Raw genomic sequence first — 16,089 nt, 5'->3', positions numbered from 1 at the left:
CAGAACACTCTCGGCGGGAAGGCGATCGACGTGGCTGATCTCAAGAAAGGCGCGCGGATCACCGGCAACACGCGTGACAAGCTGGCCGCTGACCTGAAGAAGAAATACGAGAAGGGCTCGAGCATCCGCGCCCTCGCGGAGTCCACGGGTCGCTCGTACGGGTTCGTGCACCGGGTCCTCTCGGAGTCCGGCGTCCAGCTGCGCGGCCGTGGCGGTGCCACCAGGGTCAAGAAGAAGTAGTCACGAGGAAGTAGCGGACTGCTGCGCGGGGGGCGCAGTTCCCTTTCCAGGGACCGCTGTTTCACGGGTTTCCGCGGCGAGGAAGGCCAGCCTGGCGCCGAGCAGGACCAGCGGATACACCAGGTAGCCGTACCGTGTCGCCGGAGTGAGCATGATCAGCGCGACCAGCCCGACGGCCATGCGCAGCAACGCGTCCGAACCGGTCGCGGGCGGGCGTCGCAGCAGCCAGACCAGGATCGCGACGGCCGCGATCCCGAGCAGGGCGAAGGAAACCGCCGTGCCCACCGGGCCGAGCGAGGCGATGAGGTGGCCGGGCAACGGGCTCGCCGCCGGTGACTTGATCACGCCGATTCCCATCGGGAACCGGAAGACGTGCTCGACGAACGCCTTGGGGTCCACCAGATAGACGGGTACGTGCAGGACGAGGGTCGTCACCACGAGTGCCGCGGCGAATCCGCCCAGTGCGCGAGGACCACGCCGCGTGATCAACAGGACACCCAGCACCACGATCGCCGGCGCGACGATGAGTTTCGCGCTGACCACCAGTGCCAGCACCAGACCCGACAGGACCGCGCGGCCCGTCGAGGCCAGCGCGAAGGACAGCACCAGCAGCCCGACGATGGCCAGATCCGGGCCGGCGACCGCCCAGGTCAGCGCGGTCAGCGGGCAGGCGAGGGCGAGTTGTGCCGCGCTGACCGGGATTTTCGGCCACTTCAGCAACCGCAGCGTCAGCAGTACACATGCGACGGCCGCCAGCGCGAACATCCAGCGCGCGTCGGTGACGGCGTTCGCGACCGGTCCGCCGCCCAGCAGGGCGCGCGGCAGACCGAAGACGGTCATCACGGGACCGTATGGCGTGTAATCGTTTACTTCCACCGCGCGACCGAGCGCGGTGACGTCGACGTACGGGGTTCCGTTCTCCAGAAGGAGTTTCGCCGAGCGTTCGATGACCCAGACCTCGGGCTGTGCGGCCCACGAGTTGGGTGTGACGAGCCAGTCCACTCCGGTCAGACGGCGAATGACGAGCATTCCCAACGGAAGGATCATGGCGAACAACCCGATGGCGCCGATACCCACCCACCGCGAGCCGAGCGCGCCGGGCGGCGTCTTGCCGCGCCGCGCGGCGATCGTCAGCCAGCCGGTGTGGACCACGGCGAGGCCGTAACCCGCGACGGCGAAGTTCGCCCACACGCGATAGCCGTAGAATTCCGCGACCGCCGTGTTCGCGACGGCGAAGATCAGGCAGCCCGTGTAGAAGACCAGGTCGATGGTCAGTCGTCGCCGGTCGGGGTCCTTGGTCACCGGCCCAGGCTACCGACGTGGCCACCTGCGCCGGAAAGAGGACGCGGAAACCGGGAAGCATCCGGTGTGCTCCGGTGTTGGTCATGCTTATATCCGGGAAAACTCTCGACTAATATCGAGGTTTTGGGGGCGAAGAGAGGGTTCTCATGGACAACACGTGGACGCTGATGAACTCGGCGATGAAGTCGGCCGACGTTCCGAAGGGGCTGCACAAGGGCACGCTCCGCCGCGTCGCACGGTTCGCCAGGCCGCACTGGCGGAGGTTGCTGATATTCCTGGTGCTCACCGTCGTCTCGGCGGTGCTGGCGGTGAGCACGCCGGTACTGGCCGGGAAGGTGGTCGACGCGATCGTCGGCGGGCACGACGTCGCGCTGGTGGTGTGGCTCGCCGTGGTGATCGCGGCGCTGGCGCTGATCGACGCCGGGCTCGGGCTGGCCGAACGGGCGCAGTCGTCGAGGATCGGCGAGGGGATCATCCTCGACCTGCGGCTCGCGGTGTACCGCCACGTGCAGAAGATGCCGGTCGCGTTCTTCACGCGCACCCGCACCGGCGCGCTGGTGAGCAGGCTCAACAACGACGTCATCGGTGCGCAGCGCACGTTCACCGCCACGCTGTCGGGGTTGGTCACCAACGTGATCCAGCTGGCGCTGTCGCTGGTGGTCATGGTGACGCTGTCGTGGCAGGTCACCCTGCTGGCACTGGTGCTGCTGCCGGTGTTCATCCTGCCGACGCGGCGGCTCGGGCGGCGGATGGCCGGGCTGCAGCGGGAGGCAGGCGGGCTCAACGCGTCGATGACCACGCAGATGACCGAACGGTTCTCCGCGCCGGGCGCAACGCTGGTGAAGCTGTTCGGCGACCCGGAGCGCGAGGCGGGCGAGTTCGGCGCGCGGGCCGGGCGGGTGCGCGACATCGGCGTCCGCACGGCGATGCTGACGCGCTGGTTCCTGACCAGCCTGACCACGGTCTCCGCGCTCGCGCAGGCGCTGGTCTACGGGCTGGGCGGCTACCTGGCGCTGACCGGGGCGCTCGCGCCGGGCACCGTCGTGGCCTTGGCGTTGCTGCTGACCAGGCTGTACTCGCCGCTGACCGCGCTGGCGAACGTCCGGGTGGACGTGATGACCGCGCTGGTGTCGTTCGAGCGGGTTTTCGAGGTACTCGACCTCAAGCCGATGATCGAAGAGAAGCCGGACGCACGACGCGTTCCCGAAGGCCCGGTTTCGGTGGAGTTCTCCGATGTCCGGTTCGGCTACCCGGCGGCGGACCGGTACTCGCTGGCTTCACTGGAGGACGTGTCCACTTTGGATCACCGGGGTGGTGAGGAGGTGTTGCACGGCATCAGCTTCCGTGCCGAACCCGGGCAGATGGTGGCACTGGTGGGATCTTCGGGCGCAGGCAAGTCGACGATCGCCTCGCTGCTGCCGCGGCTGTACGACGTCGACGCCGGTTCGGTCCGGTTGTCCGATGTGGACGTTCGTGAGCTGAGTTTCGCCTCACTGCGGGAAACCGTCGGCGTGGTGACCCAGGACGGGCACCTCTTCCACGACACCATCCGCGCGAACCTCGAGTACGCGCGGCCTGGGGTCACCGACGACGAGATCTGGTCGGCGCTGGAGAAGGCGCGCCTGGCCGAGCTGATCCGGGAGCTGCCGGACGGGCTGGAGACCGTGGTGGGGGAGCGGGGGTACCGGCTTTCCGGTGGTGAACGGCAGCGGCTGACCATCGCCCGGCTCCTGCTGGCGCAGCCGAAGGTCGTCGTCCTCGACGAGGCGACCGCGCATCTGGACTCGCAGTCCGAAGCGGCCGTCGGCGAGGCGCTGACCGACGCGCTGGACGGGCGGACCGCGCTGGTCATCGCGCACCGGTTGTCGACGGTCCGGGCGGCGGACCAGATCCTGGTGATCGAGCACGGGGAGATCGTCGAGCGAGGGACGCACGAAGAGCTTCTCGCGCGCGAAGGTCGCTACGCGTCGCTGTACCTGACGCAGTTCTCGGAGGAGCCTGCGGCCGCGTGACCGAGGTGGGTCGCTTTCCGCTTGATGTGTCATGAAAGGGCCGTTCAGGACATTTTTCGTCCTGAACGGCCCTTTCATGACATCCGGAGCGGGTCAGGCGAGGGCAGGGGAGGCGAAGGTCGCGTTCACCAGCGCCATCTTCCGCGGATCGTCCCGCATGAGCGGCCCCATCCGGTTCATCGTGTAGCCGAAGGCGATCCCGCTCTCGGGATCGGCGCCGCCGGACGAGCCGCCGAGCCCGTCGTGCCCGAAGGCGCGCGGGTTCGGGCCGAAGCCGCGTTCCTCGCTGCCGAGGTAGAACCCCAGCGCCCATTCGTTGCCCAGCCCGCCGACGACGTCGGCCTCCCGGCCCTGCCCTTCGCGGGCCGTCGCGAGCGCCTCGGCCGAGAGCAGCCGCCCGGAGGCGACCGCGCCGTAGACGGTCGCGATGGCCCGGGCGGTGCCGTGTCCGTTCAAGGCGGGCAGGATCGCGCGCCGCCAGGCGGGCTCGTTGGCGTCGCGGCCTTGGACGCGCGGGTTCGCCAGCGCCGCGAGGGCGACCGGGCCGGCGTTGGCGAACGCCTGGGTCAGCGCGGTCTTCATCTCGTCGCTGAGCACGGGCTCGACGAGGATGGAGCAACGTGCCAGATCGTCGTCGGAGTCCAGGCCGATCCGGAAGTCCGCGTCCAGCGGACCGGCGATGTGTTCGGCGAAGTACGCGCGGACGTCCTGTCCGCTCACCCGGCGGATCACCTCGCCGACGAGGAAGCCGAACGACAGCGCGTGGTAGCCGCTGGCCGTGCCCGGTTCGAAGAGCGGCGGCTGCGCGGCGAGCAGTCCGGTGATGTGGTCCCAGTCGTAGAGTTCCTCGACCTTGACCGGCCGCTCGACGCCGATCCCGGTCACCCCGGAGCGGTGCGAGAGCAGCCATCGCACGGGGATGTCCTGTTTGCCCGCGGCCGCGAACTCCGGCCAGTACTTCGCGACGGGGGCGTCGATGTCGAGCGCGCCTGCGTCGGCGAGGTGGTGCGCGCAGAGCGCGGTCATGCCCTTGGTGGTCGACCAGACGTTGGTGAGCGTGTCCGCGCGCCACGGGATCGTCCGGTCCGGATCGGCCCAGCCCGCCCAGAGGTCGACCACGGTCTCGCCGTGCCGGGTCACCGAGAACGCGGCGCCGAGCTCGCCACGTCCGGCGAAGTTCTCCTCGAAGGCGGCCCGGACGGGTTCGAAGCCCGCCGCGCAGTCACCGTGGATCTCGGTCATGGCGCGGACCTCCCGTGGGGACACCGACCGGTCGGTATGTGACCGTAGAAGCGTCGCGGGGACGAGTCAAGAGGCCCGCCCCCGCGAATCGCTACCGCAGTGCCGGAACCCGCGCGCCGTACTTGGCCAGCAGCGCGGCGTTGGCCTCGTCGCCACCGTCCACGTTGGAGCTGCGCCACAGCGGGATGTCGACGCCCAGCGCCGCACCCAGGTCCACGACCTCGGCGAGCACGAGGTTCCAGAGGAACGCGTTGATCACTGTGGACAGTGGCGCGGTCCGCGGCGCCTCCGGCGGGTAGCTCGAGTCGCCGGGACGGACGTGCGAGTCGAGCACGATGTTCGCCTCTTCGATCAGCGTCGTGGCCGCGCGCTTGGGCGCCGCGGCCACGGAGGCGGCCGAACTCACCGCGATGACCGACGCTCCGCGTTTGCGCGCCCCGGCGGCCAGTTCGACCGGGTACGGGTTGACGCCCGACGTCGAGAACACCACCAGCAGATCGTCCGGACCGGGGGCGCGTTCGGCGAGCACCTCTTCGGCGAGCCCGGAGCGGCGCTCGGTCTTGGTGCTGTGCTGCGCGCCGTGCAGCGGCAGCAGTTCGGGGTGGTAGACCGGGTAGACGCAGGCGAGCCCGCCGGCCCGGTAGAAGGTCTCGGCGACCGCGGCCAGCGAATGCCCCGCCCCGGCGGTGAACACCAGGGCGTCGGCCCGGATGACCCCCAGGATCAGCTCGGCCGACTTCCGGATCTGCTCCGCGTTACCCCGTTCGGCCTCCGCGAGCCGTTCGGCGACGTCTGCACAACGTTCGGTGGTGCTCACCACATCCGCCCTTCCGTCTGGAGATCAGCGACGAATGTATCGCGTGGACCAATCGCCGAAGTGGAATACATGGGGTCATGATCGAGGTTGACCCGATCACTGCGGCCGGGGTTTCGGAGACTGGAGGGTCCAGGGTGAGCGAGGCTGATCCCGCGGTGCGGACTTGGCGGGCACGCGGCCAGGTGAAAGCCGTGGTGCTGGTACTGCACGGCGGCGCGGAGCACAGTCATGCCCGCGTGGCGCCGTGGCGGCTGGCGTACCAGCGGATGGTGCCGCTGGCGAAGGACGTGCACCGGGCCGGCCGGGGGCACGGGGTCGAGGTGCGGCTGCTGCGCAACCGGATCTACGGCTGGAACGACCACGGCACCGACGCGCTCGCCGACGCGCGCTGGGCCTTGGCGCGGATCCACGAGGATCACCCCGGCGTGCCGGTGATCCTCGTCGGCCACTCGATGGGGGGACGGGTCGGCCTGCGCGTGGCCGACGATCCGGCCGTCGTCGGGGTCTGCGCGCTGGCACCGTGGACACCGCCGGGTGAACCCGTCGACGCCGTCCGCGGCCGCGCCGTGCTGATCGCGCACGGGACCAAGGACCGGATGACGGATCCGGTGGCGTCACACGCTTTCGCCGAACGCGCCGAAAAGGTGACATCGCGGTCGGCGCGGTTTGAAATCGGTGGCGAGGGGCACGCGATGCTGCGAAGGTCTCGGGTCTGGAACCGTCTGGTACGGGCATTCGCGCTCGAGCTGATCGAAGCCGGGGGCACTGACGAAACGCTGAGCGGAGCCTGGGATCGGCCGAGCTCGGAGCGGCTGCGGATCCCGGTCTAGACCGGGCGGGAGGGAGTACCCATGTCCACGTCGAGCGTCGATCGGGCGGCAGGTTCGGCCGGCCTTCCCGGTCCCGACGAAACCCGGTGGCCGGGATTGGCCACTCCGCCGCATTCCCCGTTCCGGGCGCGGATCGCCGAACAATTGTTCCGGCAAGCGGTGCGCCCGCTGAACGTCCGCGTGCGCATGCCCGACGGCTCGCAGCTGGGCGCGGGCGGCCCGGACGCGCCCGAGATGCGGCTCAACCGTCCCGCCGCCTTCTTCCACCGCCTCGGCGTGGACGCGAAGATCGGCTTCGGCGAGGCGTACATGGTCGGCGACTGGACGAGCGACGCGCTCGCCGAGGTGCTGACCCCGTTCGCGGAGCGGATGGCGACGCTCATCCCGCCGTTGCTGCAGCGGTTCCGCCGCTTCGTCGACCGCGGTCACCCGGACGGCGAGGAGAACAGCGTCGAAGGCGCGCGGTCGAACATCCATCGTCACTACGACCTGTCGAACGATCTGTTCGGCGCGTTCCTGGACCCGTCGATGATGTACTCGTCGGCGTTGTTCGGCCCGGACGACGACCTCACCGCCGCCCAGCACCGCAAGATCGACAGCGTCCTCGACTACGCCGGCGTCCGCGAAGGCAGCACGGTGCTCGAAATCGGCACCGGCTGGGGCGAACTCTCGATCCGGGCCGCCGCGCGCGGGGCGACGGTCACGTCACTGACCATCTCCGAGGAGCAGGCGAAGCTGGCGACCGAGCGCATCGCGGCGGCGGGTTTCTCCGACCGCGTCGACGTCCGGCTGTGCGACTACCGCGACTCCTCCGGCGAGTACGACGCCGTGGTGAGTGTCGAGATGATCGAAGCGGTCGGGGAGGCGTACTGGCCGACGTTCTTCGAGACCATCGGGAAGCGGCTGAAGCCGGGCGGCAGACTGGGGCTCCAGGCGATCACCATGGACCACGAGCGCATGCTCGCCGCGGCTCGTTCGTACACCTGGGTGCACAAGTACATCTTCCCCGGCGGGCTCATCCCGTCGACCACCTCCGTCGAGCAGGGCCTGCTGGAGCACGCGCGGTTGAGGCTGGAGGGGGTGCGCGAGTTCGGCCACGACTACGCCCGCACGTTGCGCCTGTGGCGGGAGAGGTTCACCCAGCGGTGGGACGAGATCACCGAACTGGGCTTCGACGAGGTCTTCAAACGGATGTGGGAGTTCTATCTGGCGTACTCCGAAGCGGGGTTCCGGTCGGGGTATCTCAAGGTCCACCAGTTCGGATTCGCCGAAACCGGACGGTGAGCACCACCCAACCGATGCGGGGTGCCGCACGTCCTTCACCTAGGGTCTGCGGTTGACTGGGCCCCACACGCGAGATCGGGACGGGTGATTCGGCATGACGTATGGAGGCGACGACCGAGGGCGACGGCTGCCGCCACAACGGCCGCCGTCCGGCCGCCCCCGGCGGCATCAGCCCGCGCAGATGATGCCGCTGCCGGGCCGGGGGAGCAGCCCGTACGACGAGCGGACGACGCCGATGGGGCACGGAGGTCAGGAACGCCCCGCCGGCCCGCCTCCGCGCCGTCCAGGCCCTCCGCAGCCCCCTCCTGGGCGTCCGATGGACGACGCACGTCCGCCGCGGCGGCGCAAGCGCTGGGGTTTCGGCAAGGTGCTGCTCACGTTGCTGACCGTGTTCGTGGTGTTCCTCGCCGGAGTGTGGGTGTACCTGGAGTTCTCGATCAACCGCGTCGACGCGCTGGCCGACTACTCCGGCCGCCCCGTCGCGGCCGAGGGGACCAACTGGCTGATCGTGGGCTCCGACAGCCGGGACGGGCTCACGCCCGAAGAGCAGGAGAAGCTGGTCACCGGTGACTCCAAGGCCGCCGGTGGCGGCAAGCGGACCGACACCATCATGATCGCGCACGTCCCGTCCAACAGCGTCAAACCGACGCTGCTGAGCCTCCCGCGGGACTCGCAGGTGAGCATTCCGGGGCACGGCAAGAACAAGATCAACGCGGCGTTCTCGATCGGGGGCCCGACGCTGCTCGCGCAGACCGTCGAAGGCGCCACCGGCCTGCGCATCGACCACTACGCCGAGATCGGCTTCGGCGGCTTCGCGAAGATCGTCGACGCGATCGGCGGGGTGCACATGTGCGTCGAGAAGCCGATGGAGGACACCCTCACCAAGATCAAGATCCCCGCGGGCTGCCAGGACCTCCAGGGTCCGCAGGCGCTCGGGTTCGTCCGCATGCGGCACAGCGACGCGACCCCGCGTTCGGACCTCGACCGCGTCGCCAACCAGCGGAAGTTCATCGGCGCGCTGGTCAGCGAGATCGGCAGCCCCGGCACGCTGCTGAACCCGTTCTCGCTGTTCCCGTTGCTGTCGACCGCGCCGGACGCGCTGACCATGGATTCGGGCGACCACGTGCACAACCTGGTCGGGCTGGCGCTGGCGATGCGCGGGATCTCGTCGGGCGGCGTCGTCACCACGACGGTGCCGGTGACCAACGGCTCGGCGGAGAACTGGGACAAGACGAAGTCGAAGCTGCTGTTCGACGCGTTGAAGAACGACACGGAGATCCCGGACAGCGCGATCCTGACCTGACCTTCCGGCGCTATGAACGGGCCGTTCCTTGCAAAATTTGCAAGGAACGGCCCGTTCATAGCGTTTGGGGACCGGAAAACCGGAGGCGCCCGGAACCGAAGCGCGTCACCATGGGCGGATGGAAGCGCCCGCCGAGACCCTCGCCGACGAAGTCGTCACCCTGCGCCGCTGGAAGCCCGAGCAGCTCGAAACCCTCGCCGCCGTCGTGGGCGACTCCGCCGAACACCTCGGCGCCTGGATGATCTGGGCCACCTACGGCTACGGTCGCCGTGAAGCCGCCGACTTCCTGGAGCGGTCCGCGAAGAACTGGGCCGACGGCAAAACCTACGACTTCGCGATCCTCGCGGGGGAGGATCTCGTCGGCGGCACGGGCATGATCACGCATCCGGACCGGATCGAGATCGGCTACTGGCTCGGCAGGCACCACACCGGCCGCGGCTTCGCGACCAGGGCCGCGAAGCTGTTGGCAGACGAGGCTTTCCGGCTCGGCGCGCCGGAGGTCGAGATCCGGCACGACGAGAAGAACCTCGCGAGCGGTGCCGTACCCGCGCGGCTGGGGTTCACGATGATCGGCGAGGAGCCCGCCGAACCGCCGCACGCCCCCGCCTGTTCGGGTGTCAACCGGTCCTGGCGGCTCAAGCGCCCCTAGTCTTGCGCTCGCGCAAGGCAGCGAGCGCCTTGTCGGCGTGCACGGTGAACTTCAGCTCGCTCTTGATCACTTCGAGCACCTTGCGGTCGGTGTCGATGACGAAGGTGTGCCGTTTGGCGTGCAGCGGGCTGAATTTGCGCCAGACGCCGAACTGTTTCGCCACCACACCGTCCACATCGGACAGCAGGGGATAGTCGAAGCCGTGCTTGGCGGAGAACTCCTGCTGTTTGGCGACGGCGTCCGGGCTGATGCCGACGCGGTGCGCGCCCACTTCGGCGAATTCCGCGGCCAGGTCGCGGAAATGGCAGCTTTCCGCGGTGCAGCCGCTGGTCATCGCGGCGGGGTAGAAGAACAGCACCACCGGACCGGACGAGAGGAAGTCCGACAGCCTGCGCTCTTCGCCCTTGTCGTCGGGCAGCGTGAAGTCCGGGGCGAGGTCACCTTGGTCCATGGAGCGATCCTGTCACGTCAGTGGGCGTGCCGTTCGATCAGCTCGTCGACCTCGTCCCCGGTCGCGGAATCCGCCACGAACGAACCCCGCGCCGCGAGGACGCCGTACCGCCGCAGCCGTTCGGCCTGTTCGTGACTCTGGACGCCTTCCGCGCCGATGCGCAGTTTCAGCTCCTTGGCCCTGGCGACCAGCTGGCACAGATGGCGGACGTCGGCCTCGTTCTCGCCGTGGGCCAGCGCGTCGACGACCGGGCCGGACAGGATCACGTGGCGGACGGGCAGCCCGTGCCGCGGGATCAGCTCCAGATCGTCCGAACCGGAGATGGTCAGCACCAGCTGTGCGCCCAGATCCGCCAGCACGGCGAAGGAGTCGAGCACCTCGCCGCTCGAGTCGAGCACGGAATCGCGGTCCGTGCACAGCCGCAGCGCCTGAGCGGGCAGGTTGTGCCGGTCGAGCTGTTCCTTGACCAGCAGGACCAGATCGGGCTCGATGGCCAGCCGGGTCGGCAGCCGCACACAGACGTCGGGAGCGGCGTCGCCGAACCTGCTGCGCCATCGCGCGGTGGCGGCGAGCGATTCGGCCAGCAGCCACCGGCCGAGCGGGATGGTCATCCCGGTGATCTGGGCCAGCGGATAGAACTCGTCGGAGTCCAGTTCGCCCTTCTCCGGATGGCTCCAGCGCAGCCCGGCGTTGACGGCGGCCAGCTGGTCGGGATTCGCGAGCTTCACCGTCGGCTGGTAGATCAGTGAGAACTCGCCGTTCTCCAGCGCGCCCGCGATGACCGCGCCGAGCTGGTAGCGGCCACGGTCACGCGCGTCGAGCTCCGGGTCGAACAGCATCCACTGCGCCTTGCCCGCCTCCTTGGCGCGGTGCAGGGCGATTTCCGCGGCCCGCAACAGGTCTTCGGAGCCGCCGTCGGCGGCCGGGCGGACGACGATACCCGCGCTCGCGCTGACCCCGATCCCGTGCCCGCCGAGGTAGATCGGCTCGGCGAGTTCCTCCAGCGCCTGCTCGACCAGGGCGATCACCTGGGGCGGCGTGAAATCGCCGCGCAGCAGGACGGCGAATCCGTCGCCGGACAACCGGGCGACGGAACCCTCGTGCCTGCCGGCGAACACGGACCTGAGTTTCGTCGCGACGCCGCGCAGTACCTGGTCCCCGATACCGGCACCGAGCCCGTCGTTGATCACCTTGAAGCCGTCGATGTCGAGATAGACGAGGGCGACCTGCTCGCCGCCGGATCCGGCGAGCGCGGTTTCGAGGGCGTTGCCGAACGCGGTGGCGTTGGGCAGGCCGGTCAGCACGTCGTGCACGTTCTGGTGCCGCAGTTGTTCCTGCAGCAGGTGGATCTCGTTGGCGTCGGCGACCATCAACACCGGATAGGTCGTACCGGGCCGGTCACCGGGGAGATCGGTCAGGGTCACGTCGCCCCAGAGCGGGCCTTCCTCGCTGTGGGCCAGCAGCAGGCGTTCCTGCTGGGTCGGCTGGCCGTGCGTCATGAGTTGCGCGAGCGCGTTCCGCAGGCGGGCGACGTCGTGTTCGGCGGAGCCGAGGTCGGGGATCTCCCGGCCGCGCAGCGAGGCGGGACGACAGCCGAGGAGACGGCCGAGCGCGGCGTTCGCCTCCACGATGGTGCCGTTGGCGTCGGCGAGGGCGATCCCGATGGGAGAGGCGGAGTAGAGCTTGGAGAAGCGCAGCAGCGCCGGCTGATGATCGGGCTCGGCACGGACGGCGTCCTCGGCGACGCCGAGCAGGAACTGTTCGAGTTGCTCCTTGGGAAGCGATACTCCTTTAGTGTCAGCGAGCGTCTCGGCCCATCTCCGGGCCACGTCCACCAACCCTGGCGCGGAACCAGGTTCGGGCACACTTCACCTCTTCATGCGCGGTTGATGGCCAGCTCAGACCGGGTGTCCGAGCCCACGGACCCACACTAGGTATGAGCCGACCGGGTGTAGTGCCACGGCACCATGCGCGATCCGGGGTGTCTACCGGCTGAAAGGGTGATCGCTGCTACACGAGTGGTGACCGGAAGTTACCAAGAGTGCTCGATCGTGGACATGGGTTCACCGAGGCGTCAGGTGGATCGGCAGGCCGTCCGCCGGCACGGGCAGCGACACGTAATCCCAGCGCGCGGTGTAGCTCTCCGGGACCGACCAGCGATACGCCCGCAGCATCTCGTGCAGCAGCGCCTTCACCTCGAACGTCCCGAAATGCAGGCCGATGCATTTGTGCGCCCCACCGCCGAACGGCATCCACGCGTAGCGATGCGACTTGTCCTCGCGGCGGTCCTCGCCGAAGCGGTCCGGGTCGAACCGCATCGGATCCGTCCAGTGCTCCGGGGAGAAATGGTTGACGGTCGGGGAAATCCCGACGAGTGTCCCTTCGGGAATGAAATGCCCGAGAACCTCGGTGTCCTTCACGGTCTTCCTGGTCAGGGAAGGAACCGGGGCCACCAGGCGCAGGGCTTCCTTGATCACCAGGTCCAGCGTCGTCAGGGTCTCCAGCGCTTCGATGTCCGGCACGGCGTCGCCGAGCGCGAGCGACTCCCGGCGCGCGCGTTCCTGCCACTCCGGATGCTTGGCGAGGTGGTAGACGGCGGCGGCGCTGGTGATCGTCGACGTGTCGTGCGCGGCCATCATCAGGAAGATCATGTGGTTGACGACGTCGGCGTCGGTGAAGCGGTCGCCGTCCTCGGTGGTGGCGTGGCACAACGCGGTGAAGAGGTCGTCGCCGTCGCTCGCCCGTTTCGCGGGCAGGTTCGCCGAGAAGTAGCGTTCGAGGACCTTGCGGCCGTGCAGGCCCGCCGCCCAGCGGCCGCCGGGGACGGGGAACCGCACGATGGCCGTGCCCGCGCGCACGGAGTTCACGAACGCGCGGTTGATCACGGCCGCGTCGTCGCCGGAACTCATGCCCATGAACACGCGGGTCGCGACGTCGAGCGTGAGTTGCTTGAGGGACCAGTAGATCCGCGGGTTCGGCCGGTCGGCCCACGCGGCGATGCCGTCGCGCAGGGCCGGGCCCATCTGGTCGACGTAACCGGTGAGCCGTTGCCGGGTGAAGGCCGCCTGCATGATCCGGCGGTGCAGATGGTGCTCGCCGAAGTCGAGCAGCATCAGGCCGCGGTCGAAGAACTGCTCGATGAAGAACTTCCAGCCCTCCTGGGAGAAGGCCTTGTCCTTGTTCACCAACGCGATCTGGGTGGCCTCCGGGCCGGTGAGCGCGACGATGCGGCGCCCGAACGCGCCCATCCACGACACCGGTCCGTAGGTCTCGTAGCGTTTGAGGCCGAACTCGATGCCGAAGCGCATGAAGTCCAGCGCGTGCCCGATCACCGGCGGCCCCTCGTCACCGAGGACGGGTTTGAGGCCCGGCGGGGCGGGTGCGAGTTCGCGGACCGGCCAGGTCGCGCCGAGCCAGCGCTGGTCGACCGAACGCGGCAGGGGGATCGAGGTGAGCGGCGGAACCCGCTCGCGCAGCGCCCCGGTGACCTTTTCGACGGCGTTCGCCATGGTGACCATCTCCCCGCTGAGACCGGTTACCGCTCCACCATCGCACCCTTATTGACGCGTTGACAATACCTCGATGGAAGTTCCGTGAAGGCCTCCTCGAGGGACCCTGGGTCCCTCAAGGAGGCCTTCACGGACCGGTCAGGCCAGTTCGGAGCGGACCGTGCGGGCGGCCGCGACGAGGTTCCGCAGGGCCGGTTCGACCTCGGCGTAGCCGCGGGTCTTCAGGCCGCAGTCCGGGTTGACCCAGATCCGCTCGGCGGGCACGGCGCCGACGGCGGTCCGCAGCAGGCCGCTGACCTCGTCCACGCCGGGGACACGCGGCGAGTGGATGTCGTAGACACCCGGCCCGACGCCGCGGCCGAAGCCCGCCGCGCCGAGATCGGTGACGACCTCCATCTTCGACCGCGCGGCCTCGATGCTGGTGACGTCGGCGTCGAGCGCGTCGATCGCCTTGACCACCTCACCGAATTCCGAATAGCACATATGCGTGTGGATCTGGGTGGCGTCGTCGATCCCGGAAGTCGCCAGCCGGAACGACGAAACCGCCCACGCGAAGTACGCCTCGTGCGCCGCCGCGCGCAGCGGGAGCAGCTCCCGCAACGCCGGCTCGTCCACCTGGATGACGCGGATGCCCGCCTCCTGCAGGTCGTGCACCTCGTCGCGGATGGCCAGCGCCACCTGACGGGCGGTCTCGCCCAGCGGCTGATCGTCGCGGACGAACGACCACGCCAGGATCGTCACCGGTCCGGTCAGCATGCCCTTGACGGGTTTGCCGGTCAGCCCCTGCGCGTAGCGCGCCCACTCGACGGTCATCGGCTCCGGACGTGAGACGTCGCCGTACAGGATCGGCGGCCGGACGCACCGCGAACCGTAGGACTGCACCCAGCCGAAGTCGGTGGCCGCGAATCCGGCCAGCCGCTCGGCGAAGTACTGCACCATGTCGTTGCGTTCGGGCTCACCGTGCACCAGCACGTCGAGGCCGAGGTCCTCCTGCAGCCGGACGACGCGTTCGATTTCGGCCTTCATCGCGGCTTCGTAGCCCGCGTCGTCCAGCGAACCCGCCTTGTGCGCCGCCCGCGCCTTCCGGACTTCGGTGGTCTGCGGGAAGGAGCCGATCGTCGTACTCGGCAACGGCGGCAGGTTCAACGCGGCCTGCTGAGCCGCCGCGCGCCGGGCGTAGGGGGAGCGGACGGTGTCCTCCGGCCGCAGCGCCTCCAGCCGGGCGCGGACCCCGCTGTCGGCCAGGTCGGCCGCCGTCGCGCGATCCGCAGCCGCGGCGCGGGCGGCGGAGAGGTCGACTCCCTCTTCCTTCAACGCACGCCCGAGCAGGACGACCTCGTCGACCTTCTGCCTGGCGAAAGCGAGCCAGCCCTTCAGCCGCGGGTGAAGCCCGTCCTCCCGTTCGACGTCGTAGGGCACGTGCAGCAGCGAACAGGACGTCGACACGCTGACCGACTTCGCGGTGCCCAGCAACGTCGCCGCCCGGCTGAGCGCGCGGGTCGGATCCGTGCGCCAGACGTTGCGCCCGTCCACGACACCGGCCAGGACCTCCTTGTCCCGCAAGGCGGGCTCGGAGGCGACGGCGTCCACAAAGGACTCATCGGAGACGAGATCGACGGCGATGGCGTCGATCGGGGAGCGGGCGAGTACGCCGAGTCCGCGGCCGAGCCCGCCGAAGTACCCGGCGACCAGGATCTTCGGCCGCGCGGTCTCCTTCGCGAGCCGGTGGTAGGCGCGGATGAGCGCGTTGAGCTCCCGTTCGCTGCGGTCCGCGGCGAAGGCGGGCTCGTCGAACTGGACCCACTCGACGCCTTCGTCGTGCAGACGGCGAAGTAGTTCGACGTAGCCGTCGAGAAGGTTGTCGAGCAGCTCCAGCGGACGGAAGCCCTCAGGACCCGTCTCGGCCGGCTTCGCGAGCAGCAGGAACGTCACCGGGCCCACCAGCACCGGCCGGGTCTCGACACCGATCGCGCGGGCTTCGCGGTACTCGTCGAGCGGTTTGGTGCCGGTGAGCGAGAACGTCGTGTCCGGGCCGAGTTCGGGGACGATGTAGTGGTAGTTCGTGTCGAACCACTTCGTCATCTCCATCGCCGGCGCGTCCTGCACCCCGCGCGCGGCGGCGAAGTAGGTGTCGAGCGGCGAGAGGCCGAGCGTGGTGAAGCGCTCCGGCAGCGCTCCGAACAGCTCCGTGGTGTCGAGCACCTGGTCGTAATGGGAGAACGTGTTGGAGGGGACGGAATCCAGTCCCGCGTCCTTGAGTTCCCGCCAGGCGCGGGTGCGCAGCGCGCGGCCGGTGCCGAGCAGTTCGGCTTCGTCGGTCTTTCCCGCCCAGTAGCGTTCGAGTGAACGCTTGAGTTCCCGGTCCGGTCCGATCCGGGGGTAGCCCAGCACTGTCGTGCCGATTTCGGTCACAGCTCTCTCCTCGCGAGCTTGTCGTCGGAGCCCGGAGC

At 69.3% G+C, this 16,089-nt stretch carries 13 protein-coding genes; 6 read left to right on the top strand and 7 right to left on the bottom strand.

The window, feature by feature from the left end:
- Positions 1-30: 30 nt before the first annotated feature.
- Positions 31-240, top strand: coding sequence for a helix-turn-helix domain-containing protein (locus AB8M46_RS28180; RefSeq protein WP_003071237.1), 210 nt, complete (start codon positions 31-33; stop codon positions 238-240).
- Here AB8M46_RS28180 and AB8M46_RS28175 read toward each other — a convergent pair whose 3' ends face one another.
- Positions 241-1,542, bottom strand: coding sequence for a glycosyltransferase 87 family protein (locus AB8M46_RS28175; protein ID WP_394362219.1), 1,302 nt, complete (start codon positions 1,540-1,542; stop codon positions 241-243).
- Between the two features lie 146 nt (positions 1,543-1,688).
- On the opposite strand from AB8M46_RS28175, the gene AB8M46_RS28170 reads away from it, so the two are divergent.
- Complete coding sequence (locus AB8M46_RS28170) at positions 1,689-3,554, top strand: ABC transporter ATP-binding protein (RefSeq protein WP_378429389.1); 1,866 nt, start codon at positions 1,689-1,691, stop codon at positions 3,552-3,554.
- 93 nt (positions 3,555-3,647) lie between these two features.
- On the opposite strand, the gene AB8M46_RS28165 is transcribed toward AB8M46_RS28170, so the two are convergent.
- Together AB8M46_RS28165 and AB8M46_RS28160 are read right to left on the bottom strand one after the other, a co-directional pair.
- Positions 3,648-4,796, bottom strand: a complete 1,149-nt coding sequence (locus AB8M46_RS28165; RefSeq protein ID WP_394362218.1) for a serine hydrolase domain-containing protein — start codon at positions 4,794-4,796, stop codon at positions 3,648-3,650.
- A 91-nt stretch (positions 4,797-4,887) separates the two neighbouring features.
- Positions 4,888-5,616 carry a sugar isomerase domain-containing protein gene (locus AB8M46_RS28160; RefSeq protein ID WP_394362217.1) on the bottom strand — a complete coding sequence of 243 codons (729 nt, stop codon included), beginning with the start codon at positions 5,614-5,616 and terminating at the stop codon, positions 4,888-4,890.
- A gap of 131 nt (positions 5,617-5,747) precedes the next feature.
- On the opposite strand from AB8M46_RS28160, the gene AB8M46_RS28155 reads away from it, so the two are divergent.
- The 4 genes from AB8M46_RS28155 to AB8M46_RS28140 all read left to right on the top strand — a co-directional run bounded on the left by AB8M46_RS28155 (position 5,748) and on the right by AB8M46_RS28140 (position 9,679).
- Positions 5,748-6,443 (top strand): alpha/beta hydrolase, encoded by a 696-nt coding sequence (locus AB8M46_RS28155; RefSeq protein ID WP_378429426.1) that lies wholly within the window; start codon positions 5,748-5,750, stop codon positions 6,441-6,443.
- A gap of 21 nt (positions 6,444-6,464) precedes the next feature.
- Positions 6,465-7,727 (top strand): class I SAM-dependent methyltransferase, encoded by a 1,263-nt coding sequence (locus tag AB8M46_RS28150; protein ID WP_394362216.1) that lies wholly within the window; start codon positions 6,465-6,467, stop codon positions 7,725-7,727.
- A gap of 94 nt (positions 7,728-7,821) precedes the next feature.
- The gene (locus AB8M46_RS28145; RefSeq protein ID WP_037344081.1) at positions 7,822-9,030 is read left to right on the top strand and encodes an LCP family protein; all 1,209 of its coding nucleotides are present in this window, start codon (positions 7,822-7,824) and stop codon (positions 9,028-9,030) included.
- A 118-nt stretch (positions 9,031-9,148) separates the two neighbouring features.
- Positions 9,149-9,679 (top strand): GNAT family N-acetyltransferase, encoded by a 531-nt coding sequence (locus AB8M46_RS28140; RefSeq protein WP_394362215.1) that lies wholly within the window; start codon positions 9,149-9,151, stop codon positions 9,677-9,679.
- Here AB8M46_RS28140 and AB8M46_RS28135 read toward each other — a convergent pair.
- The 4 genes from AB8M46_RS28135 to metE all read right to left on the bottom strand — a co-directional run bounded on the left by AB8M46_RS28135 (position 9,666) and on the right by metE (position 16,051).
- A complete protein-coding gene (locus tag AB8M46_RS28135; RefSeq protein WP_394362214.1) occupies positions 9,666-10,130 on the bottom strand; it encodes a peroxiredoxin in 465 nt (154 codons plus the stop codon). The genes AB8M46_RS28140 and AB8M46_RS28135 overlap by 14 nt on opposite strands.
- A 17-nt stretch (positions 10,131-10,147) precedes the next feature.
- Entirely contained in the window at positions 10,148-11,959 is a 1,812-nt protein-coding gene (locus AB8M46_RS28130) for a putative bifunctional diguanylate cyclase/phosphodiesterase (RefSeq protein WP_394362213.1), read from the bottom strand.
- 234 nt (positions 11,960-12,193) lie between these two features.
- A complete protein-coding gene (locus AB8M46_RS28125) occupies positions 12,194-13,639 on the bottom strand; it encodes a cytochrome P450 (protein ID WP_394362212.1) in 1,446 nt (481 codons plus the stop codon).
- A 138-nt stretch (positions 13,640-13,777) separates the two neighbouring features.
- The gene (gene metE / locus AB8M46_RS28120) at positions 13,778-16,051 is read right to left on the bottom strand and encodes a 5-methyltetrahydropteroyltriglutamate--homocysteine S-methyltransferase (RefSeq protein WP_394362211.1); all 2,274 of its coding nucleotides are present in this window, start codon (positions 16,049-16,051) and stop codon (positions 13,778-13,780) included.
- Positions 16,052-16,089 lie beyond the last annotated feature (38 nt).

This window comes from Amycolatopsis sp. SB7-3 (genome assembly GCF_041021335.1).
GTDB classification, from domain to species: domain Bacteria; phylum Actinomycetota; class Actinomycetes; order Mycobacteriales; family Pseudonocardiaceae; genus Amycolatopsis; species Amycolatopsis japonica.
This window is presented reverse-complemented; position numbering and strand designations above follow the sequence as displayed.